General features: G+C 64.2%; 19 protein-coding genes. 7 read left to right on the forward strand and 12 right to left on the reverse strand.

The genetic code is table 11. The annotated features are described in order from the left end of the window. Window positions 1–12 precede the first annotated feature (12 nt). Window positions 13–2,424: an FAD-dependent oxidoreductase gene (locus tag FJ546_RS11675; RefSeq protein WP_140889463.1), complete on the reverse strand. Its 2,412-nt coding sequence runs from the start codon at window positions 2,422–2,424 to the stop codon at window positions 13–15. A gap of 294 nt (window positions 2,425–2,718) precedes the next feature. Between FJ546_RS11675 and FJ546_RS11680 the strand changes: the two genes are divergently transcribed. Next, window positions 2,719–4,188 (forward strand): esterase-like activity of phytase family protein, encoded by a 1,470-nt coding sequence (locus FJ546_RS11680; protein ID WP_140889464.1) that lies wholly within the window; start codon window positions 2,719–2,721, stop codon window positions 4,186–4,188. Between the two features lie 224 nt (window positions 4,189–4,412). Beyond that, on the forward strand, window positions 4,413–5,873 hold the full coding sequence (locus FJ546_RS11685) for an MATE family efflux transporter (RefSeq protein WP_246686813.1): 1,461 nt from the start codon (window positions 4,413–4,415) through the stop codon (window positions 5,871–5,873). A gap of 3 nt (window positions 5,874–5,876) precedes the next feature. Here the strand turns inward: FJ546_RS11685 and FJ546_RS11690 are convergent, their stop codons facing one another. Continuing rightward, window positions 5,877–7,085, reverse strand: a complete 1,209-nt coding sequence (locus FJ546_RS11690) for an MFS transporter (RefSeq protein WP_140889466.1) — start codon at window positions 7,083–7,085, stop codon at window positions 5,877–5,879. A 146-nt stretch (window positions 7,086–7,231) separates the two neighbouring features. Between FJ546_RS11690 and FJ546_RS11695 the strand changes: the two genes are divergently transcribed. Then, complete coding sequence (locus tag FJ546_RS11695; protein WP_140889467.1) at window positions 7,232–7,807, forward strand: TMEM175 family protein; 576 nt, start codon at window positions 7,232–7,234, stop codon at window positions 7,805–7,807. Between the two features lie 15 nt (window positions 7,808–7,822). On the opposite strand, the gene FJ546_RS11700 is transcribed toward FJ546_RS11695, so the two are convergent. Further along, the gene (locus FJ546_RS11700) at window positions 7,823–8,104 is read right to left on the reverse strand and encodes a hypothetical protein (RefSeq protein ID WP_095773965.1); all 282 of its coding nucleotides are present in this window, start codon (window positions 8,102–8,104) and stop codon (window positions 7,823–7,825) included. A gap of 135 nt (window positions 8,105–8,239) precedes the next feature. Here FJ546_RS11700 and FJ546_RS11705 point away from each other — a divergent pair, with 135 nt between their 5' ends. Further along, window positions 8,240–9,106, forward strand: coding sequence for an SDR family NAD(P)-dependent oxidoreductase (locus FJ546_RS11705; protein WP_140889567.1), 867 nt, complete (start codon window positions 8,240–8,242; stop codon window positions 9,104–9,106). An 11-nt stretch (window positions 9,107–9,117) separates the two neighbouring features. Here FJ546_RS11705 and FJ546_RS11710 read toward each other — a convergent pair whose 3' ends face one another. The 3 genes from FJ546_RS11710 to FJ546_RS11720 form a co-directional block, all read right to left on the reverse strand. Beyond that, window positions 9,118–9,543: a low affinity iron permease family protein gene (locus FJ546_RS11710; protein WP_140889568.1), complete on the reverse strand. Its 426-nt coding sequence runs from the start codon at window positions 9,541–9,543 to the stop codon at window positions 9,118–9,120. 401 nt (window positions 9,544–9,944) lie between these two features. Next, window positions 9,945–10,586: a DapH/DapD/GlmU-related protein gene (locus FJ546_RS11715; protein WP_140889569.1), complete on the reverse strand. Its 642-nt coding sequence runs from the start codon at window positions 10,584–10,586 to the stop codon at window positions 9,945–9,947. A gap of 88 nt (window positions 10,587–10,674) precedes the next feature. Then, window positions 10,675–11,193: a CreA family protein gene (locus FJ546_RS11720; RefSeq protein ID WP_140889468.1), complete on the reverse strand. Its 519-nt coding sequence runs from the start codon at window positions 11,191–11,193 to the stop codon at window positions 10,675–10,677. A 188-nt stretch (window positions 11,194–11,381) separates the two neighbouring features. Here FJ546_RS11720 and FJ546_RS11725 point away from each other — a divergent pair, with 188 nt between their 5' ends. The 3 genes from FJ546_RS11725 to FJ546_RS11735 all read left to right on the forward strand — a co-directional run bounded on the left by FJ546_RS11725 (window position 11,382) and on the right by FJ546_RS11735 (window position 14,903). Next, window positions 11,382–11,960 carry an SCO family protein gene (locus FJ546_RS11725; protein WP_140889469.1) on the forward strand — a complete coding sequence of 193 codons (579 nt, stop codon included), beginning with the start codon at window positions 11,382–11,384 and terminating at the stop codon, window positions 11,958–11,960. 11 nt (window positions 11,961–11,971) lie between these two features. After that, window positions 11,972–12,844 carry a 50S ribosomal protein L11 methyltransferase gene (locus FJ546_RS11730; RefSeq protein ID WP_140889470.1) on the forward strand — a complete coding sequence of 291 codons (873 nt, stop codon included), beginning with the start codon at window positions 11,972–11,974 and terminating at the stop codon, window positions 12,842–12,844. 214 nt (window positions 12,845–13,058) lie between these two features. Continuing rightward, on the forward strand, window positions 13,059–14,903 hold the full coding sequence (locus FJ546_RS11735) for an aminopeptidase P family protein (RefSeq protein WP_140889471.1): 1,845 nt from the start codon (window positions 13,059–13,061) through the stop codon (window positions 14,901–14,903). A gap of 149 nt (window positions 14,904–15,052) precedes the next feature. On the opposite strand, the gene FJ546_RS11740 is transcribed toward FJ546_RS11735, so the two are convergent. From FJ546_RS11740 to FJ546_RS11765, 6 genes are all read right to left on the reverse strand, one after another. After that, window positions 15,053–15,349, reverse strand: coding sequence for an AzlD family protein (locus FJ546_RS11740; protein WP_140889472.1), 297 nt, complete (start codon window positions 15,347–15,349; stop codon window positions 15,053–15,055). Next, window positions 15,346–16,074 carry an AzlC family ABC transporter permease gene (locus tag FJ546_RS11745; RefSeq protein WP_140889473.1) on the reverse strand — a complete coding sequence of 243 codons (729 nt, stop codon included), beginning with the start codon at window positions 16,072–16,074 and terminating at the stop codon, window positions 15,346–15,348. The genes FJ546_RS11740 and FJ546_RS11745 overlap by 4 nt, the downstream gene beginning before the upstream one ends. A gap of 114 nt (window positions 16,075–16,188) precedes the next feature. After that, window positions 16,189–16,878 (reverse strand): DUF2461 domain-containing protein, encoded by a 690-nt coding sequence (locus FJ546_RS11750; RefSeq protein WP_181167902.1) that lies wholly within the window; start codon window positions 16,876–16,878, stop codon window positions 16,189–16,191. After that, on the reverse strand, window positions 16,875–19,079 hold the full coding sequence (gene ligA, locus FJ546_RS11755) for an NAD-dependent DNA ligase LigA (RefSeq protein WP_140889475.1): 2,205 nt from the start codon (window positions 19,077–19,079) through the stop codon (window positions 16,875–16,877). The genes FJ546_RS11750 and ligA overlap by 4 nt, the downstream gene beginning before the upstream one ends. A gap of 150 nt (window positions 19,080–19,229) precedes the next feature. After that, window positions 19,230–20,903, reverse strand: coding sequence for a DNA repair protein RecN (gene recN, locus FJ546_RS11760; RefSeq protein WP_140889476.1), 1,674 nt, complete (start codon window positions 20,901–20,903; stop codon window positions 19,230–19,232). Window positions 20,904–21,121: 218 nt separating this feature from the next. After that, window positions 21,122–21,991, reverse strand: coding sequence for an outer membrane protein assembly factor BamD (locus FJ546_RS11765; protein ID WP_140889477.1), 870 nt, complete (start codon window positions 21,989–21,991; stop codon window positions 21,122–21,124). Between the last annotated feature and the right edge of the window lie 62 nt (window positions 21,992–22,053).

The raw sequence follows: 22,053 nt of genomic DNA on the forward strand, positions 1-22,053 counted from the left end.
GAAAAATCCTCCTCATTGCCGCATCGCCTTGCCCGAGGGATCGTAGGGCGCCGCCGCGATGACGCGAGCCGGCCGTTCGACGCCGACAATGTGCACTGAAAGCGCCGTACCCTCCTCGGTAAAATCGGCGTCGACCAACGCCAGCGCGACGCTTCTGCCGATCGTGTAGCCAAAGCCGCCCGAAGTGACGAAGCCGACGCGCCGGCCATCACGCCAGACCGGCTCGAAGCCGCTGGCGTCGGCATCGACGGCGTCGACCTCCAGCGTCACGATCCGTTCCGCCGCACCAACGTTGCGCTCCGTCAGCGCCGCCTCGCGGCCGACGAAATCGCCCTTGTCGAAGGCGATGAACCGATCAAGGCCGGTCTGGCCTGGCGTGTAGCCCTGCGTGAATTCGCGCGACCAGATGCCGAAGCTTTTCTCCAACCTCAGCGCATTGAGCGCGTAGTAGCCGATCTCGGCCAGACCGAGATCCTCGCCGGCGGCAAGCAGTGTCTCACGCAGCGTGGCATGCATGGTTACCGGGCAGTTGATCTCGAAGCCCAGCTCGCCCGCGATGGAGAGGCGGGCAATCCTCGCCTGCACCATGCCGATGTCGAACGTGCCGCAGGCCATGAACTGCAGTGCCGCGCCGGAGACATCCTGATGCGTCGTGCGTTCCAGGATTTTGCGCGCATTCGGCCCGGTCAGCAGGAAGCCGCCCGTCGCATCGGAGATGTCGGTGACCGTGACGCCCTCTCCTGCCTGGCTCTCGAACCAGCGCATGTGGAATTCCCTGAGATAGTAGGAGCCCATCAGCCAATAGTCGCCGCCGCCCCAGTTGATCACGGTGAGGTCGCCCTTCAGCCGCCCGTCCGGCCCGAGCATCGGCGCCAGCCGTGCCTGTCCGGCCTTCGGCAGCCGGCAGGCCAGCAGCCGGTCGAGCCATGCCTCGGCACCCGCGCCGGACACCGCATAGCGCGCATAGGCCGAGATATCGACGAGACCGGCGGCCCGCCGGACCTGCAACGCCTCGTCCCCAACGATGTCGAAGGCGTTGGAGCGCTTGAGTGTGGTGTTCTCGCGAAACCCCATCGGCGCGAAATAGGCCGGGATTTCCAGCCCCCACGACGCCGTCCATTCGCAGCCCGCGGCACTCATGCCGTCATAGGCACCGGGCCGTTTCAAAGGCCGGCCCGCCGGCAGCCGCTCATTGGGAAAGGTCATGACGAAACGGCGCGCATAGAATTGCCGCGTCGTTTGTCTCAGATATTCGCGGTTGGCGGCGAAGATGCCGTAGCGCGCAATGTCCATGCCGAAAATGTCGGCCTGCGGCTCGCCGTAAATCATCCATTCGGCCAGCGATTTGCCGACGCCACCGCCCTGGCTGAAGCCAGCCATGACGCCGCAGGCGACCCAGTAGTTTTTGAGCCCGCGCACCGGTCCGACAATCGGATTGCCGTCGGGGGTAAAAGTGAAGGCGCCGTTGACCCATTTGCGGATGCCGGCGCTCCCCAGGCAAGGAAAGCGCTCATGCGCCTTGGCGAGTTCCGGGCTGATGCGGTCTATGTCTTCCGGGATGAGCTCGATGCCGTAGTCCCATGGCGCGCCGTCCATGTTCCAATGCTTCGGGTTCTGCTCGTAGACGCCGAGCAGCACGCCCTTGCGCTCCTGGCGCAAGTAGGAGAAGCCGTCGAGGTCGACGGCGATGCCGATCTCCCGGTCGAGTGCCGCGATCTCCGGAATGTCCTCGGTGATGAAATAATGGTGCTCCATCGGCGTCACCGGCAGGTTGACGCCGGCCATGCGGCCGAGCTGCTTTGCCCACAGACCGCCGGCGTTGACGACATGCTCGGCGACGATGGTGGCGTGCTCGGCAACGACATCCCAGTGGCCGTCCGTGCGAGACTTCAACTCGACGACACGGTTGCGCAGGATCACGTCGGCGCCACGCTTTTTCGCGGCGCCGGCATAAGCGTGCGTCGTTCCATAGGGGTCGAGATGGCCTTCGTTGGAATCGTGGAGACCGCCGAGCACGCCGGTGACCTCGACGATCGGACAAATTTCTTTGATCTCGTCCGGGGTCACCAGGCGAGCCGTTTCGATGCCGACCGACTGGAACATCGCCCAGGCAGATTTCAGCCATTCCCAGCGCTGGGGATCGCTGGCCATGTTGACGCCGCCGGTCATGTGCAGGCCGATGTTCTGGCCGGATTCGGCCTCGATCTCGCGATAGAGCTTGATGGTGTAGTCCTGCAGCGCCGCGACGTTGGGATCGGCGTTGAGCGCATGAAACCCGGCCGCCGCATGCCAGGTCGAACCGGCGGTCAGTTCCGCGCGTTCGATCAGCGCCACGTCAGACCAGCCGAACCGCGTCAGATGGTAGAGCACGGAGGCGCCGACCACCCCGCCTCCGATGACGACTGCGCGGTAGTGCGACTTCAAGGCTCCCCTCCCGGTCTGTTAGAAGCGCACCATATATACACTAGACACAAGTGTCCAGTACTAGGCTTGCACGCCCGAACGGATGTGTGGAGATGATCCATTCTTCCGCCAGAGCACGTGTTTTTCTCGACCTGTGAACATGACGGCCGGCAGGCATGCCGCACTGTCACGCAAGCATCATGTTCGCGCCGTAGATCGCTTTCGGGGGCGGCGCGCGGCATCATCGATGTACCGCCTCTTTCAGCTTTTTGCTCTTCGGCCGCTCCGGCACATCTGTCACAAAGAGGATCATCCATGAAACATCTGCACCGAACCGCCTCGCTCGGCGTCGCGCTGGCCTTGTTCACCGCGCTCACGCCGGCGCTTGCCGACAGCACCGCGACAGTCGGCGGCCTCGTCAACAAGGGCCTGGTCGGCGTCGGCCGCATCCCGGCCGCACAGCGCGACAAATTCGGCGAGACGTTCGGCTCGGGTTCCGGCATGGCGATCGACACATCGAGCTGGACGCGCGATGCGGGCACCTACAAGGGTTCGCTCTGGCTGCTGCCGGATCGCGGCTACAATGTCACCGGCACCACCGACTACCGGCCGCGCCTCAACACGGTCGGCATCGAGTTCACGCCGGCAGCAGCAGGCGCCGCAGGCCAGCAACAGACCGAAGTCAAGGCGACGCTCACCGACACCATGCTTCTCACCGACGACAAGGACGCCGACGCCACCGGCATAGATCCGCTGTCGGACGTGCGTGCCGCCGCAGGCGACATGCCGATGCTGCCCGCCGCCACCAATGGCAAGCTCGCCCTCGACAACGAGGCGATCGTGCGCCTGCCGGACGGCTCGATGTTCATCTCCGACGAATATGGCCCCAACATCTACCGCTTCTCGGCGCAAGGCCGCCTGCTGTCGGCGACCCAGCCGCCGGCTGCCCTGGTGCCGATGCGCAAGGGCGCGCCCAACTTTTCCTCGGACAATCCGGGTCCAGGTGCTGCCGAGCCCGATCCGAAGGATCCCGAGACCGGCCGCCAGAACAACCAGGGCCTCGAAGGCATGGCGATGACGCCGGACGGCAAGTTCCTGATCGCCGTGCTGCAGTCGGCGACCCGGCAGGATGGCGGCGATTCAGGTTCGACCCGGCAAAACACCAGGGCGCTGGTCTATGACGCTTCCGACCTCGCCCATCTCAAGCTGGCGCATGAGTATGTCGTGCCGCTGCCGGTGTTCAAGGACGCCAAGGGCAAGACCAAGGTCGCCGCGCAAAGCGAGATCGTGGCGCTGTCGGACACGTCCTTCCTGATGCTGGCGCGCGACAGCGGCAACGGCCAGGGCGTAAAGGGCGACACCTCGCTTCTGCGCCAGATCTTTGTCGTCGACGTTTCGGCCGCAACCGACATCGCGGGCGGCCCTTTCGACGCCGCCGACAAGCCGGTCGCGCCCAAGGGCGTGCTCGATCCGTCGGTGTCGCCGGCCAGGCTGACGCCGTTCATCGACATCAACGACAATGCGCAGCTCAATCGCTTCGGCCTGCACAATGGCGCGCCGAACGACCACAACAACCTGTCCGAGAAATGGGAAGCAATGTCGCTGGCGAGCGTGCTCGATCCAAAGCTGCCCGACGACTATTTCCTGTTTGTCGCCAATGACAACGACTTCCTCGCTCAGGACGGTTTCCAGGTCGGCGCCCCCTACAAGGCCGATGATGGCGCCAATGTCGACACCATGTTCCTGGTCTATCAGGTCACGCTGCCGGGTCTGGCGAAGAAGTAATCAGCACGATCCAGGCGGGCGCGCATGGCGCGTCCGCCTGAGGCCCCGCGCCCCAGGGATCAATATCCCGTTCCGGGCGCTTTGAGAACATGGCTAGATCAAGGTGCGCCAGGAGACCTCCGGCCAACCTTTTCCGACGCCGCATCGACCTGCCCCGTTGAATCGGCAATGATGGTGGAACGGATCCAAATCACTTTGCCGAGTCGCCAGCCATGGACGAAAAAATGCCCCCGCGCCGGCGCACCGGCGACCTGACCAGCGGCCCGATCCCGCGCACGCTGCTGCTGTTTGCCCTGCCGGTGCTGGGTTCCAACGTGCTGCAGTCGCTCAACGGGTCGATCAATGCCGTCTGGGTCGGCCGTTTTCTCGGTGAATCGGCGCTGACCGCCACCTCCAATGCCAACCTCGTCCTGTTCCTGATCCTGGGCACCGTGTTCGGCATCGGCATGGCGGCGACCATCCTGGTGGCGCAGTCGGTCGGCGCCCGCGACATGCCCGAGGCGCGCCGCATCGTCGGCACCAGCGCCACCTTCTTCTTCTTCGTTTCGGTGGTCTTTGCCGTCTGCGGCTGGATCTGGGTCGATGCCATCCTGGGCACGCTTGGCACACCGGCCGACGCCTTGCCGCTGGCGCGTTCCTATCTGCGCATCATCTTCGTCGCCGTGCCGATGATGAACCTTCTGTCCTTCGTCATGACGGTACTGCGCGGTGCGGGCGATTCACGCACGCCCTTCATCTTCATGGCGCTGGCGGTCATCCTCGACATCGTGCTCAACCCGCTGCTGATCCGCGGCATCGGCCCCTTCCCCGAGCTTGGCATCGCCGGCTCCGCCACCGCGACGCTGATCGGCCAGACGGTGAGCGTCATCGCCATCCTCGTCGTGCTCTACGCGCGCAAGCACCCGCTGCGGCTGGCCGCCGCCAATCTCGCTCTGCTGCGGCCCGACCCCGCCTTGCTGCGCATCGTCGTCTTCAAGGGCGTGCCGATGGGCCTGCAGATGATCGTCATTTCAGCCGCCGCCCTGACGGTGATGGGCATCGTCAATTCCTACGGTTCGCAGGTCGCCGCCGCCTATGGCATCGCCGCGCAGCTATGGACCTACATCCAGATGCCGGCGCTGGCCATCGGTGCCGCGGTCTCCTCGATGGCGGCGCAGAATGTCGGCGCCGGCCATTGGGACCGGATCGACCGCGTCGCCGCCTCCGGCGTCGGCTTCAACCTCGTCCTGACCGGCGCCCTGGTCGCGATGCTGTGGCTCTTCGACCGTCCCATCCTCGGCCTGTTCCTGAGCAGCGACAGCGCGGCGATCGACATCGCCGCCCACATCAACAGCGCCGCGTCCTGGTCGTTCATCCTGTTCGGCATCACCATCGTGTTGTTCGCCACCGTGCGCGCCACCGGCGCGGTGATGCCGCCGCTGATCATCCTGGTGATTTCGGTGCTTATCGTGCGCACCGGCTTCGCCTATTTCATGCGCGGCGTGATCGGCGAGGAAGCGTTGTGGTGGAGTTTCCCGGCCGGTTCGATCACTTCGCTTGTGCTGGCCGCGGCCTATTACCGTTTCGGCGGCTGGCGCAGCTTGCACATGATCGAGAACAGGCCGGCGGCCGGCGAGCCGCCGGACACCGGGCTCGGCGTGCCGCGCGGCCGCGCCAACATGGCGCCCGAGACGCCGAATGGCTGAGGCTCAGCGGGTGTATTTCGCGCCGAACCCCACCGCCACCAGCGAGAAGACGGTGATCATGCCGGCAAAAGCCAGGCTCGCCACCGTGGCACTCGCCCAGCTAGACAGGATGCCGATGCCGATGACCGGCAGTGCATTGCCGCAGAAGCAGCAGATGAAGAAGGCCGACGCCACCTCGGCCCGGCGATCCGCCGGCGCAATCTGGTTCACTACCTGCAGGCCGCCGCGGTAGCCGAGCGCCGCCGCCACCCCGCAGAAGGCGGTGGCGACAATCATGGTGGCCATGGACGCGAAGAATTGCGCGGCCACGATCAGCGCCGCCGTCGGGATCATCAGCACCAGGGCCGCCAGCATGGTGAAACGGCTGGACAGGCCCGCCGTCACCACGATGATCGCGGCAGCCACCAGCGACAATTCGAAAAACAGCGCGCCGGCTTCGGCATGGTTGGTCGCGTGCAGCTGCTGCGCCAGGATGCTCGGCGCCAGCGCAGCGTAGAAGCCGACCAGCGCCATGGCGCCGAAGCCCGTCACCGCGGGTGCAACGAAGCGCGTGCGGATGCTGACGGGAACCGAGAGACGTGGCCGCATCGAGACATCGGTCAGCCGCCCCGGCCGCGACACGGTGTCCCGCGTGCGCCAAATCAGCAGCGTGACGAGGGCAAGCAAAACCAGATAGACAGCGAATGTCAGCCGAAGTGGCCAGGGCGCGTATTGCGCCAGCAGTCCCGCCACAAGTGCGCCAAGCCCCAGCCCGACGAAATTGATGCTGGTGGCGATGATGGCCGCGCGCGATTTGTCCTCGCCTTCGATCAACTCGGCCAGCCAGGCGGTTCCGGTTCCCGCGCCCACTCCGATCCCAAGACCGCTGAGTATCCGCGCAAGGTCGAGCCAAGCGACGTTTTCCGCAAACAGGAAAATCAGCGCACTGACCACGGCAATGGCCATCGCCGCCAGCGCGGCTGGGCGGCGGCCGACGACATCAGAGAGAGATCCGAAGAGGATAAGCGCGCCCAGATTGCCGATGACGTAGACGGCGTAGACCAGTGTCAGCGTGATCTGCGAGAAACCGAAGGCCTGCTTGTAGATGACGTAGAGTGGCGTCAACGCCGTGCTGCCGGCGAAAAGAGCTGCAATCATGGCGGCGACGGCGGCCGTCGCCGCACGGCCACCGAGTTCGTTGTCGCGAGTCATGGTCTGAGCGTTGATGGTCATGCCGGCATCTTCTTTTTGGGAAACTCCTGCCCAACGTCTACCTGGCGACGGCGGTTCCCGTTTCGGTCCAACGCTCCTGACAAGATTGTCAGTATGGCGCGGGGCCACATCCTCTCGTAACGTTCGCCTGTTCGAGAGGGAGAATCATGGGCAAAGGCAGGGTCGAGGCATTCACCGACGGCGTGGTGGCCATCATCATCACCATCATGGTGCTGGACCTGAAGGTGCCGGAGGGCGAAAACTTTGCGGCCCTGGTGCCGCAATTGCCGGTCTTCCTGTGCTACGTGCTCTCATTCATCAATGTCGGCATCTACTGGAACAATCTGCACAACATGTTCCACACCGTGCAGCGCGTCGACGGCGGGGTCTTGTGGGCAAACCTGCATCTGTTGTTCTGGCTGTCGCTGATGCCTGTAACGACCGCCTTCATGGGCGAGAACCATTTCGCCACGGTTCCCGTCGCGGTCTACGGCTTCGATCTCGCAATGTGCGCGGCCGCCTATGCCATCCTGGTCCTGGCACTGCACCGGCTGCATGGTCAGGGCACCGCCTTCGCCAAGGCGATCGGCACCGACCGCAAGGGAAGGATTTCGCTTGCCGTCTATATCGCGGCCGTTGCGCTTGCCTTCCTCAACCGGTGGATCGGTGTGGGCCTCTATGTTGCCGTCGCCCTGGTGTGGCTTATACCGGACACGCGTTTTTCGCGCGTTCTCGAAAAATAGCTCGAAAAAGCCGCTCTATTTGCGCATCGCTTTCAGCTTTTCGGCGACCGACGCCGCAAGATCGGCGTAGCGCTCCTCCAGCCGTTCGGCTGCCTTGATGATCGAGAAATCATGGCCGAATTTCTCCAGCGCCATGCGCAGCTTCTCCACGAACTCGGCCTGTTTTTCCAGCGCGGAGAACAGTGTCTTCACCTGGGCTTCGCTGATATCAGGGTTGGCCAGCATCTGCGGCACCTCGCGCCCCATCTGGTCACCGGTGGCGGTCTGCTCTTTCAGAATTGCGATCCAGTCCGTCAATCGAAAATCTCCATTTGGGGGGCAGCATGCGCAATCGCGGCCCGACTGGTCAACCCAAACACGTGCCGACGAAGGCTTGCGCAAGCCCGTTCCGGCGCTAAGTTCGGCGCCATCGCGAAAACGATGCTGTTGCTCATGATCACCGACGCTGAAATCCAGACCGCCCTGCCCGCGCTTGGCCCCGGCAACACCGCCGTCATCACCGGCGCCGCCAGCGGCATAGGTCTGGCAGCCGCCAAACGGCTTGCGCTGATGGGCATGAAGATCGTGCTCGCCGACATTGGCAGCGCGCGCCTTGACGATGCCTCCCGCGCAGTCTCGGCCATTGCCGGCGACGATGCCGTGCTTGCCGTCGCCACTGATGTTTCGAAGGCCGATGAGGTCGATCGTCTCGCCGACCGCGCTTTCGGCGCCTTCGGCGAGGTCTCGCTGCTGATGAACAATGCCGGCGTCGGCGACAATCCGGGAAAACCCTGGGAAAACCGCGATGACTGGAAACGGCTGCTCGACATCAATTTCTGGGGCGTCGTGCATGGCGTCGAAGCTTTCGCACCGCGCATGCTGGCGTCGGCCAAGCCGGGCCTGATCATCAACACCGGTTCCAAGCAAGGCATCACCACGCCGCCCGGCAACCTCGCCTACAATGTCTCCAAGGCCGGCGTGAAGACATTCACCGAGGGCCTGGCGCACGCATTGCGCAACGAACCCGGCGCCCGCCTGTCGGCGCATCTGCTCATCCCCGGCTTCACCTATACCGGCCTCACCGAAGGGGCGACGGAAAAGCCGGCCGGCGCCTGGACCGGCGAACAGGTCATTGATTTCATGCTGGAATCCCTGATCAGGGGCGACTTCTACATCCTGTGCCCGGACAATGAAGCAGCGCGCCCGCTGGATGAAAAGCGCATGGCCTGGGCGATCGGCGACATCATCGAAAACCGCCCCGCCCTGTCGCGCTGGCACCCGGACCACAAGGACGCCTTCGCGGCCTTCATGAAGGACTGATTTTCAGGCCTTCATGCCGCACGCTTTTTCGGAGCTCGCTTTTGCGCCACCGCCTTCTTGGCGGCCATGTCGGCGATCTTACGGTCATGCCGTAGCGCTGCCTGTTCGCATTTTTTGCGAATCTCCTCGACCTCGGATTCAGTCAAATGCTCGATACCGATGAAATGGTTGTGGCCTCTGCCGACCCGGATCAACTCGTCGAGCTTGGCCTGGATCGCCGCACCGTCACGGTTCTGGGTGTTCTGGATAAGGAACACCATCATGAAGGTGATGATCGTGGTTCCGGTGTTGATCACGAGCTGCCAGGTGTCCGAGAACCCGAAGACCGGCCCAGTCAATGCCCAAGCGGCGATGATCAGGCAGCAGCCGGCAAAGCTCACCGGCAGGCCGGCCATATGGGCGACCCAGTTGGCGATCCTGGTGAAAATCCTTTCCATCTGTCGAGAACCCTCAATAACTGCCGCGATAAGAAACAACCGGCGACCGTCTCGGGTTCCCGCCGGCAAGAAATACGTCAAGCGCAATTGGATACACGCAAGGCGCGTATGCGACGGAAAACACACCTTATCGGTCCAATGTCATAGTAACCGTGCAGGCAAAAATGCCTGTTCCTTCCGCTTCACAGCGGTTTACCTCCAGCCCCTTCCGCCGCGCCACCCCCGCATGGCGGAAGGGGTTTCAGCCCGGAGAGCGCGGAGCATGGTTTCCCGAAAGCGCCGACCGAAGCTCGGCCAGACGGTCGCTCCACTTCCAACAGCCGGCTTGCCAGCGCCGCTCTTGGCCTGCTGATGGCCTGCGCGGCGGTGACGGCCAGGGCCAAGCCGTTGTCAGCGGAAGCCTAGGCGGCGTCGTTTTCCCAACGATCAAGGAAGGCCTCGATCGGCATGGACTGGATATCGGGAACCGCCCTGGCGAGTTTCTCGACCGGCCAGTCCCACCAGGCGAGCGCTTCGATCCGCGCCGCTATGTCGGGAACAAAGCGCGGCCGGAGCGGCTTTGCCGGCACGCCGGCGGCGATCGTGTAGGACGGCACGTCCTGCGTCACCACCGCATTGGCGCCGATGACAGCGCCATTGCCGATCGTGACGCCGGGCATGATCACCGCGCCGTGGCCGACCCAGACGTCGTGGCCGATGGTCACGGCCTTCGCCTGCCGCCGCTCGCGGAACGCCGCATCGACACCCAGCCAGCGGAAATATTCGTTCGGCCGATAGCTGACCTTGTGCTGGGTCAATCGCTCGATCGGATGTTCGAGCGCGTTGATGCGGCTGTTGGCGGCAATCGAGCAGAATTTGCCGATGCTCGTATAGATCGCCTCGGCATGGCGCTCGAAATAGGAGAAATCCCCGACGCTCACCTCGCGCAGCACCACCCTCTCGCCGATCGAAGCGTAACGGCCGAGCTTGCACGCCTTCAGCTCCGCGGTCGGATGGACGCGCGGCTCGGGATCTTTCAGGACGAGGTTTTCGGTGCGGTCCATGCGGGCGGCTTTACGCCCGAGCAATTGCTCCTGCAAGGCAGGAGCAATTGTCTGTGGTGCCAATCAGCGCAAAAAGACGCCCATCCACCTATTTCGGCTTGCCCTTGCTCCACACCACGTTCTGGCCATAGAGCGGCACCGTGGTGACCGACATTTTGGCCGAGCCGTTCTGCACCTGGCGCGAATGCGAGAGATAGATCAGCGTCTCGTTGGTCTTGTCGTAGATGCGGTTCACCACCTGCTTCTTCCAAATCAGGCTGAGGCCCTGCTTGAATACCTCCTCGCCGCCCTCGCTCATGTCGATGTCGCCGATGGTGATCGGGCCGGTCTGACGGCAGGAGATCGACGAATCGGAAGGATCCTCGAACCAGTTGCCCTTGTGCAGGCGGTCGATGATGCTGCGGTCGAAATAGGAGACATGGCAGGTCACGCCATCCACCTTGGGATCCTTGATCGCTTCGACGATGATGTCATTGCCGACCCAGTCGACGCCGACCTTGCCGACTTCCTCGGCGACGGCGCCGCCGGCGCCAAGCACGACGCACGCGGCCAAGGCGCCGCCGATCAGTTTTCGCCCAATCCGTACGCGCCCAACCAGTTCGAGCAAAGGAGCCTCCTGCGGTTCGAGTTGCCGGTATCAGGTGGGACGCGGCGTGCGGCTTTGCAAGCGGATGCGTCAACACCACCACGGTTGCGGCATCGCGGCACTTTGCCTGCGCAGGGCCAAACCGCTAAGACTGTCGCACCGGCGCGGCATTGAGCCGGCGCGATGATTTCTGCAGGCGGACTTTTGTGATGATGCGTTCTATCCTGGTCGGCATTCTCGTCCTGATGGCGGCCGGCATCGGTTGGCTGACCTTCGACTGGTATCGCGGCCATTATGGCGGCGAACCGTTCGGAGCGCCCTTCACCCTCGTCGACCAGAAGGGCGCGCCAATCACCGAAGCCGCCTTCCGGGGGCAGCCCAGCGTCGTCTTCTTCGGCTTCACCCATTGCCCCGAAGTCTGCCCGACGACGCTGTTCGAACTCTCCGGCTGGCTGAAGACGCTCGGCGACGACGGCAAGACCTTGCATGCCTATTTCGTCTCGGTCGATCCGGAGCGTGACACGCCGGGGGTGATGAACGCCTATGTCAGCAATTTCTCGGACCGCATCACCGGCATCACCGGCGACCCCGACAAGGTCCATGCCATGGCCAAGTCGTTCGGCATCTACTGGAAGAAGGTCGACACCGGCGACGGCGACTACACGATGGACCACACCGCCTCGGTGCTGCTGCTCAACTCCAAGGGCGACTTTGCCGGCACGATCGCCTATGGCGAAAGCGCCAGCACCGCCGTGGAGAAGCTGAAGCGCCTCGCGGCCAAGGGTTGATAAGTATCCATATGACCCAGACGCGGCTTCATTTCACCACCGGCAAGATCGAGGCAGAGCGCGTCTTCGCGGCGCTTGAGCTGGCCTTCGAGGATGAAGGCCTGCCGATCGCCGTGCTCGAGGTCGACGAAGACCAGGACATCCACGAGGTTTCGCTCTACGCCGATGGCGACGTCGATGCGATTGCAGCGCGGGTGAAGGACATTCTTGCCGGGCTTGCTCAGTCGAAGCAGGTCGAGCGCGAAGTGCTGCCCGACATCGACTGGGTGGCGCGTTCGCTGGAGGGCCTGAAGCCGGTGCGCGCCGGCCGTTTCTTCGTCCACGGCGCGCATGACCGCAGGAAGCGCCACAGCGGCGAACTCGCCATCGAGATCGAGGCCGGCCTTGCCTTCGGCACCGGCCATCACGGTACCACCGCCGGCTGCCTGGAAATGCTGGAGAAAGTGGTGCGACGCGAGCACCCGCGCAATGCGCTCGACCTCGGCACCGGCAGCGCCGTGCTGGCCATCGCCGTCGCCAAGCTGGCGCATATTCCGGTGCTCGCCACCGACATCGACCTGGTGGCGGTGAAGGTCGCCGCCGCCAATGCGCGGCTCAATCACGTCAAGGCGCTCATCGAAACGGTCACCGCACCGGGCTTCCACCATCCGATCTTCGGCAAGCGTGCCCCTTTCGATCTGATCGTCGCCAACATATTGGCGCGGCCGTTGATGCGGCTTGCACCGCAAATGGCCGGGCACATCGCACTTGGCGGCTCGATCGTCCTGTCAGGCATTCTCGAGCGCCAGCGCGACGCCGTCATCTCGGCCTATGTCGGCCAGAATTTCCGGCACGTGCGCACCTTGCACCGCGAAGGCTGGGTGACGATCCACCTCAAACGCTGAGACCGGCAAGGCAACTGCCGATCCTCGACAGTCCCAACACCTCGAACTTGATGCGCCGTGGCATGGATTTCGCCGGAAAGCTGATCGTGCCGCGGCTGGACCAGCCCCATTTGGTTGTCAGCCAGCCGGCGCTGTAGCAGGTTGCGCCAACCGGAAATCGATTCCGATTTCCGGACCCATAGGCTACGGTCACGCTGACATCAGGAGGCCCATCATGTTCCAGACCTTCGATTCCGCGGGCGACCCCTCGGTCGGCAAGCCGCGCGTGGCGCTGCTGCGCCAATGGCTGGCCGCCAATGGCCTCGACGGTTTTATCGTTCCGCGCGCGGACGAGCACCAGGGCGAATATGTCGCCGATCGTTCGGCGCGGCTGAAATGGCTGACCGGCTTCAGCGGCTCGGCCGGCGTCGCCATCGTGCTGCGCGACCGCGCCTTCATCTTCGTCGACGGGCGCTACACGCTGCAGGTGCGCAGCGAGGTCGATCTCGACATCTTTGCCGTCGAAAGCCTGGTCGACAACCCGCCCGCCGTCTGGCTCAAGGACAATATCGGCAAGGGCGCTCGGCTGGGCTTCGATCCATGGCTGCACACGATTGGCGAGGTCAAGGCGTTGCAGGTCTCGGCCGACAAGACCGGCGCGGTGCTGGTGCCGCTCGAGAAAAACCCGATCGACATCATCTGGAACGACCAGCCCGCCGCGCCGGTGACGCCGGTCGAGCTGCACCCGATCGGCTTTGCCGGCGAACTCGCCAAGGACAAGCTGGCGCGGCTGGCAACAGCGATCGGCAAGGACGGCGCCACTCATGCGGTGCTGACCGACCCCTCCTCCATCGCCTGGGCCTTCAACATCCGAGGCGGCGACGTACCGCACACGCCGCTGGCGCTCGGCTTCGCCATCCTCGCAGCGGATGGATCGCACCAGCTGTTCATGGACAAGCGCAAATTCTCGCGCCAGGTCGCGGCCTATCTCACCCAGCTCGCCGATCCGCACGAGCCCGGCGAATTCGAGGCGGCGATCGCAGCGCTTGCCAAGGGCGGCGCCAAGATCGCGCTCGACCCGGTGCTGGCGGCCGACCGGCTGCGCGTGCTGGTCGAGGACAATGGCGGTACGGTGGTTGCCGCGCCCGATCCTGCCCGCATCCCGCGAGCCACCAAGAACCAGGCCGAGATCAACGGCTCGCGCGCCGCGCACCGTCGTGACGGCGCGGCGGTGGCCAAGCTTCTATGCTGGCTGGAACGGCAAAAACCCGGCTCGCTCGACGAGATCGCGGTCGTCACCAGGCTGGAGGAGAGCCGCCGGCAGACCGGCGAGGAAACGCAAATGCCGCTGCGCGACGTGTCCTTCGACACCATTTCCGGCGCCGGCCCCAACGGCGCCATCATGCATTACCGCGTGTCGCGCGCCACCAGCCGCAAGCTGCAGGCGGGCGAGTTGTTCCTGCTCGATTCCGGCGCGCAGTATCAGGACGGCACCACCGACATCACCCGCACCGTGCCGATCGGCCAGCCGACCGAGGAAATGCGCGAACGCTTCACGCTGGTGCTGAAAGGCATGATCGGCATTTCCACGCTGCGCTTCCCCGCCGGCACGCGCGGCTCGGAAATCGACGCCGTCGCCCGCATGGCGCTGTGGAAGCATGGGTGCGACTTCGCCCATGGCACCGGCCATGGCGTCGGCTCTTATCTGGCCGTGCATGAAGGTCCGCAGCGCATTGCCCGCACCGGCACCGAAAAGCTGCTCGAAGGCATGATGCTGTCCAACGAACCCGGCTATTACAAGGAAGGCGCCTACGGCATCCGCATCGAGAACCTTATCCTAGTGACGCCGGCCGAACAGATCGAGGGCGGCGACATCGCCATGCATGGCTTCGAGACGCTGACGCTGGCGCCGATCGACATCAGGCTGGTGCGGTCAGAGCTTTTGACGCGCGAGGAGCTGCATTGGCTAGACGCCTACCATGCCCGCGTGCTGGCCGAGATCGGACCGATGCTCGACGGCGAAACGCTGGCCTGGCTGGAAAAGGCGACGGCGCCGCTGCCGCACGACGCGAAGATTTGAGGGGGCCTCTTTCTCCCCGTCACTATACGGGGAGTTGAGAAGCGGTCCGCGAAGCGGACGAAAAGCCAATTGCTTGGCTTTTCGAGTGACGAACGCCCGGCAGGGCAATGAGGGGCGACGCCAACGCTCGGAACGATCGCGCAGCCAAACTACCCGACGAATTGCCGCGCCAGGATGAGCACCGCCGCGCCAGCCAAAAACATCGACATCAGCCCGCCGCGCAGCGAGACCACGGCGGTGACGACCAGCGCCGCCCATTCGGCGGGTCCGGCATTCAGCAGCTCCGGCGCCACCAGCGTCGTCAGCACCGCCGCAGGCACGGCGTTGAGGCCGGCCTCAACGCGCGGATGGATGGTCTCGAAGCGGGAGATGACCAGATGCCCGCCGACGCGCGTGAGATAGGTGGCGACCGCGCCGGCGATGATGATCCAGAAAGTCGTGCTCATGGCCTTGTCTCCACCCCGCTATGGTGCGGTGGCAAGATGACGGCGAGCAGCACGCCGGCAATGGCGCCGATCGAGACGTGCCAGGGCGAGCCGACCGTCTTGTAGGCGATGATCGAGGCGCAGGCACTGGCGACCACCACCGGCAGCCACAGCGGCCGCTTGCGGAAGCCCATCACCAGGCCGAGGAAATAGATCGGCAGCAGGAAATCGATGCCCAGCGCATGCGTGTCGGGGATGAGCTTGCCGAACACAGCACCCAGCGCGCTTTCGGTCACCCAGAACACATAGACCGGCAGGCCAAGCCCCAGATACCAGGCAAAGCCGACCGTCTGGCCCGACGCCGCCCTCGCCTCGGCCACCGCGAACTGCGGATCGGTGAGGATGAAATAGCCGAGCGCCTGCTGGATGACAGGCCAATGCGCGATGCGCCGGCCGATGCCGGCGGAGTAGAGCACATGGCGGAAGTTGACGGCGAAGATCGACAGCACGATCAGCCACGGCGCGACATGCTGGCCGAACAGCTGGATGCCGACCATCTGGCTGGCGCCGCCATAGACCAGCGCGCTCATCATAAAGGCTTCGAGGACCGAGAAACCATTGTCGACGGCAAGCGCCCCGAACAGCACCGCGAACGGCGCCGATGCCACGACGACAGGCATGGAGAGCCGCACGCCTTGCCAGAAGTCGCTTCTGCCGCTGCTCTCGGAAATCACGTCCGTCGCCATCGATCGCTCCAGGGTCGAAACCGTCGATGTAGGTAGTGCAGCCTGCCTTGTCACACGAATTCGCTTGAGCCAAACGATCAGCGGAAATGATCGTCGCCGGGCTAGCGATGGAACTTAGTCCTTCGTGATCTTGCCCTCGATCGCCCTGCCCCAGTCGAGCAGCGGCTTGGCGCGCATGGTGAAATCGACGAGTTCCTCGACCAGTTCCGGCCCGTGGATGCCCGCCGGATCGATGACGTGGCGGACGGCAAAATGCCGGTTGCGGATCACAGCGACAAGATCCTTGTCCGTGACGTGCTCGAAACCCCGCGGCGTGCGTTTCATGGCGTCTTCGGCGCTAAGCTCGAGGCCGTTCTTCTTCAACGCCTTCACCATGGCGCGAAACCTGTCGGGCCACGTCTCGATGGCGCGCCGCATCGCCAGCAGCAGCGCGGTCTCCGGCTGCCACCAGGCGACGCCGGCAAAGCAGCCCTCAAGCCCGATATGAATGTAGAACACGCCCTGCACGGCCTTGCTGCCATCGGGAGACAGGATCGCCGAGACATGCCGGTTGTACGGCCGCTTGTCCTTGGCGAAGCGCACGTCACGATTGATGCGGAACAGCGACTTCTTGCGGTCGCCGCGCAAGCCGAGCCCCGCTTCCGCAAAGCGTTGGGTCAGCGTGTCGACGAGATCGCCAAGCGGATCGCGCAGTTCCTGTTCGAACAGGTCGCGGTTTTCCAAAAACCACTCCCGGCTCTGATGGAAATCCAGCGCCTTCAGGAATGGAATGGCCTTTGGGCCGAAGCCTTTGAACGCCATCACGCCTTGCCGACCCGTTGCAGCCAGGTGTCCTCGTCGATGACTTCGACGCCAAGTTCGCTGGCGAGCTTGAGCTTGGAGCCGGCGCCGGGTCCGGCGACCAGCAGGTCGGTCTTGGCCGAAACCGAGCCGGCCACCTTGGCGCCGAGACGTTCGGCCATCGCCTTGGCTTCCGAGCGCGTCATCTTTTCCAGCGTGCCGGTGAAGACGATAGTCTTGCCGGCAACCTCGCTGTCGGCCGAGACGGTGACGATATAGGGCTTGGGCCTGACCTGCTCGAGCAGCTTGTCGAGCACATCGTCATTGCGTTCATTGCCGAAGAAATCGCGCAGCGCATCGATCACCGTGTCACCGATGCCGTTGACCGACGGGAAGACGGTGTGCGGATCCTCCGCTGCCGCCGTTTCCTTGCCGACGCGGATCAGTTCCTCGATGGTGGTAAAGGTCTTGGCGAGCACGGCGGCCGTCGTCTCGCCGATATGGCGGATGCCGAGCGCGAAGATGAAGCGATCCAGCTCCGGCTCGCGGCGCGAATCGATGGCCGCGAACAACTTGTCGAGGCCTTCATAGTTGCGATCCTCGACGCTGCGCACATTCTTGCGCGTCTTGCCGGACGCCGCCTCGCGCTGCCTGGCCTGCTCCTCGCGCCGCTCGGCCAGCGCCTTGGTGACGGCGGGACGTCGGTCCCTGAGCGTAAAAATATCGGCGGCCGTCTTGATCAGTCCGGCATTGAAGAAGGTGTCGATGTTTTCGGCGCCCAGGCCCTCTATATCGAGCGCCCCGCGCGAAACGAAATGGCGCAGTCTTTCCACGGCCTGTGCGGCGCAGATCAGCTCGCCGGTGCAGCGCCGGCGGGAATCCTCCTTGCCGGTCTTCTCGTTGATCTCGCGCGTCGCCGGCGAGCCGCAGACCGGACAGGTATGCGGGAATTCGTAAGGCACGGCATCGGCCGGGCGCTTGTCGGTGACGACGCTGACAATCTGCGGAATGACGTCGCCCGCCCGCTGGATCACCACCGTGTCGCCGATGCGCACATCGATGCCGTCGCGGATCGGCAGGCCGTTGCTGTCGAACCCCTTGATATAATCCTCATTGTGCAGCGTGACGTTCTCGACCACGACGCCGCCGACGGTGACGGGCGCAAGCCTTGCGACCGGCGCCAGCGTGCCGGTGCGGCCGACCTGGATGTCGATCTTCTGCACGGTCGTCATTGCCTGTTCGGCCGGGAATTTATGGGCAACCGCCCAGCGCGGCTCGCCGGTGACGAAACCCCAGCGGCGCTGCAGTTCCAGCTGGTCGACCTTGTAGACGACCCCGTCGATGTCATAGCCGAGCGAGGAGCGCTGCTCCTCGATGCGATGATAGTGCGCTATTAGGTCGTCGATCGACTTCGCCCGCACCATCAGCGGGCTGACCTTGAACCCCCATTCCTTGAATTTCTGCACCGAATCGAACTGCGTCGGCGCGGGGTCCGCCGTCGTGTAGCCCCAGGCATAGGCGAAGAATTTCAGGTTGCGGCTGGCGGTGACCGATGGATCTTTCTGGCGCAGCGATCCGGCCGCCGTGTTGCGCGGATTGACGTAATCCTGGCCACCGACCGCTGCCGAGCGCTGCTTCAAAGCTTCGAATTCGGCATAGGTCATGTAGACCTCGCCGCGGATTTCGATCGTCTCCGGCCAGCCCGAACCCTGCAACTTCTTCGGAATGTCGGCAATGGTCTTCAGATTCGCCGTGATGTCCTCGCCGACCGTGCCGTCGCCGCGCGTCGCGCCCTGCACGAACACGCCGTTCTCGTAGCGCAGCGACGCCGACAGCCCGTCGATCTTCGGCTCGGCGGTGAAAGCGATGTCGAGGTCCTTGTCGCGATCGAAGAAACGCCGGCCCCGCTCGATGAAATCGGCGACGTCCTGGTCGGTATAGGCCTTGGCGAGGCTCAGCATCGGCACCGCGTGCCGCACCTTGGTGAAACCCTCGGCCGGCGGCGCGCCGACCCTGCGCGACGGCGAATCCTCGCGCACCAGATCGGGAAAACGCTCTTCGATGGCAAGGTTGCGCCGCCGCAACACATCATATTCGGCGTCCGTGATCGTGGGCGCGTCCTCGGCATGGTAGCGCCGGTCATGCTCGGCGATCTCCTCCGCCAGGCGCTTCAGCTCGGCTTCAGCCTCGCTTTCGCTGAGCGAATCGACAGGTTTTTCGGCCATGCTTTTCTTCCCCGAACCGTGGCACGCCACAATAGAGCATGATCCCGAAAAGTGGGAACCGGTTTTCGGAAAAGATCATTCCTGAACAGCAGGATGGAGCCATATCCTGACTCGCTGCCATATCCTGCCCCGTCAATGGCGCCGGTGGTCTTATGCCGCGTTTGTGTTCTCGCGCAGCAGCCTTTCGGCGGCGGCGCGTGCCTCGTCGGTGATCGTGGCGCCGGCCAGCATGCGGGCGATCTCTTCCTGCCGCGCCGGCCTGTCCATCTCGGCAATGCCGGTCGCCACACGGTCCGTGCTGCCCGACTTGGAGATCAGGAAATGCGTCGCCGCGCGCGCCGCTACCTGCGGCGCATGGGTGACCGACAGCACCTGCACGCGCTTCGACAGCCGCGCCAGCCTTTGGCCGATTGCATCCGCCACGGCGCCACCGACGCCGGTGTCGATTTCGTCGAAGACCAGCGTCGGCGCCGAGCCACGGTCGGCCAGCGCCACTTTCAGCGCCAAAAGGAAGCGCGACAGCTCGCCGCCGGACGCCACCTTCATCATCGGCCCGGGCCGCGTGCCGGGATTGGTGCGCACCCAGAACTCGATCTGGTCGATGCCCTCTTCCATGCGGGTCTCGGCCTCGCTCTTCATCTCGACGATGAAGGCGGCGCGTTCGAGCTTCAGCGCCGGCAATTCGGCCATCACCGCCTTGGTCAGGCCGACGGCCGCCGCGTGACGAAGCGAGGAAAGCTGCGCCGCAGCGATGTCATAGGCCTCGCGTGCCGCCGCGGCCTGCTTTTCCAACCCATGCAGGCGTTCCTCGCCGGCATCGAGATCGGCTAGATCGGCAACCATCGTGTCGCGCAGTTGCGCCAGATCGTCGACGGCGACACTATGCTTGCGTGACGCCGCGCGCAGCGAAAACAGCCGTTCTTCCGCCTTCTCCAGCCGCTGCGGGTCATACTCGGTGGCGCGAAGTGCCGCCTCTACGCCGGATTGCGCGGCGTCGAGCGACAGCATGGCTTCGTCCAGCGACTTGACCACGTCCTCGAGCAGGCCGGGCGCCTCCGTCGCCTTGCGCTGCAGCCGTCTCAGCAGACTGGCGAGCTGCGGCAAGGGCGAAGAGGGGCCGGACAGTACATCCTGGGCGTCATGGATTTCGGAAGCGATCTTTTCAGCGCGCATCATGTGGGCGCGCAGTTCGGCAAGTTCCGTTTCCTCGCCAGGCTGCGGATCGAGCTTGGTCAGCTCCGCCACCGCCGCACGCAGGTAATCGGCCTCGCGCGCCGCCGCCGCCACCTTGGCGCGGTGGCGTGTGAGCTCCTGCTCGCAGGCGCGCCAGTGGCGCCAGGCCTCGCCGGTCGAGCGAACAGCGCCGAGATGGCCGCCGAAAGCGTCGAGCACGTCGCGGTGGGCGCCCGGATCGACCAAGGCGCGCTCGTCGTGCTGGCCGTGGATCTCGACCAAAGCGCGCCCGACATCACGCATCAGCGTCACGCTGGACGGCTGGTCGTTGACGAAGACGCGGGTGCGGCCGTCCGCCGTCTGCACGCGGCGCAGGATGATGTCGCCATCATCCTCGATGGCATTCTCGACGAGCAGCGCCCGCACCGGATGGTTGCGCGGCACATCGAACACGGCAATGACCTGGCCCTGTTGTGCGCCATGGCGCACCAGAGAGGCGTCACCGCGCGCGCCGAGCGCCAGCGACAGGGCATCGAGCAGGATGGATTTGCCGGCGCCGGTTTCACCCGTCAGCACGGAAAGGCCCGGCTGGAAGTCGATATCCAGCTTCTCGATCAGGACGATATCGCGGATCGACAGTCTGGAAAGCATCAGAACCCGAACCTCAGGCAATTCCAGGAAAGGTGCGTAGCGTTTTTGTCATCGGAATTGCGTAGAACAAAAAGTTGGGACGGCTCAGCGCTTCAATCAAACCACTGAACCGCCGTGGAGCGGTGCGCGACCGATTGGAGTCGCAGCGCCGCACTATCTTTTTGTTTCAGCATCGGATCAATCCGAAAAGCGCGCCACGCACGCTTGCGCCCGACAGATCAGGCGCCGGTGATCAGCTTCCCGGCCTTGGATATCCACGACCCGGCATTCTCGCGCGGCGAAAGCCCGTTGCTCTGCAGGAGCTTGTAGGAATCCTTGTACCATGGGCTGTCGGGATAGTTGGTGCCGAGCACCGCGGCGGCCGTCTGGGCTTCCGAGGTGAGCCCCATCGCGTAATAGCTTTCGGTGAGGCGGGCCAAGGCTTCCTCGACATGACGCGTGTTGGAATAGTTTTCCACCACGGTGCGAAAGCGCTTGACGGCGGCGATGTACTCGCGGCGCTCCAGATAATAGCGGCCGATCTGCATTTCCTTTCCGGCGAGCTGGTCGTTGGCGAAGCGGATCTTCTGCTTGGCGTCGTCGACATACTCCGACGTCGGCCAGCGCGTTACCAGATCCTGCATCGTCTGCAACGTCTGGCGCGCTTCCTTCTGATCCTGCGTCACGTCCTTGATCTGGCGATAGTAGCTCAGGCCGATAATGTACTGTGCATAGGGCGCGTCATCGGTGGACGGATAAAGCGCCAGATAGCGCTTGGCCGACGAGATCGCCTCGTCGTAGCTGCCCTTTCGGTAGTCGGCGAAAGCGCCCATCACCATCGATTTGCGGGCCCATTCCGAATAGGGGTGCTGGCGGTCGACGGCGTCGAACTTCTTGCTCGCCTCGTCGAGGCGGCCGGCATTCAAATTGGCGAGACCCTGGTTGTAGAGAACGTCGGCCGGCTCGGTCTGGTCGACATATTTCGACAGATCGATGTCTTTCTCCGACGACATGCAGGCCGACAGAAAGAGCGATGGAACAACCAGCGAAAGCGCCAGGAGAACAGACCGCTTTGGCGCTTTCGATTGACCGACTCGCTTGAAGAACATGATTGGATTGCGCCCTTTCGGCGTTATTTTAATGCCTCTTGCATGCTGTTGTCCCAAAACTG

This window comes from Mesorhizobium sp. B2-4-19, from assembly GCF_006441315.1.
Lineage (GTDB): Bacteria > Pseudomonadota > Alphaproteobacteria > Rhizobiales > Rhizobiaceae > Mesorhizobium.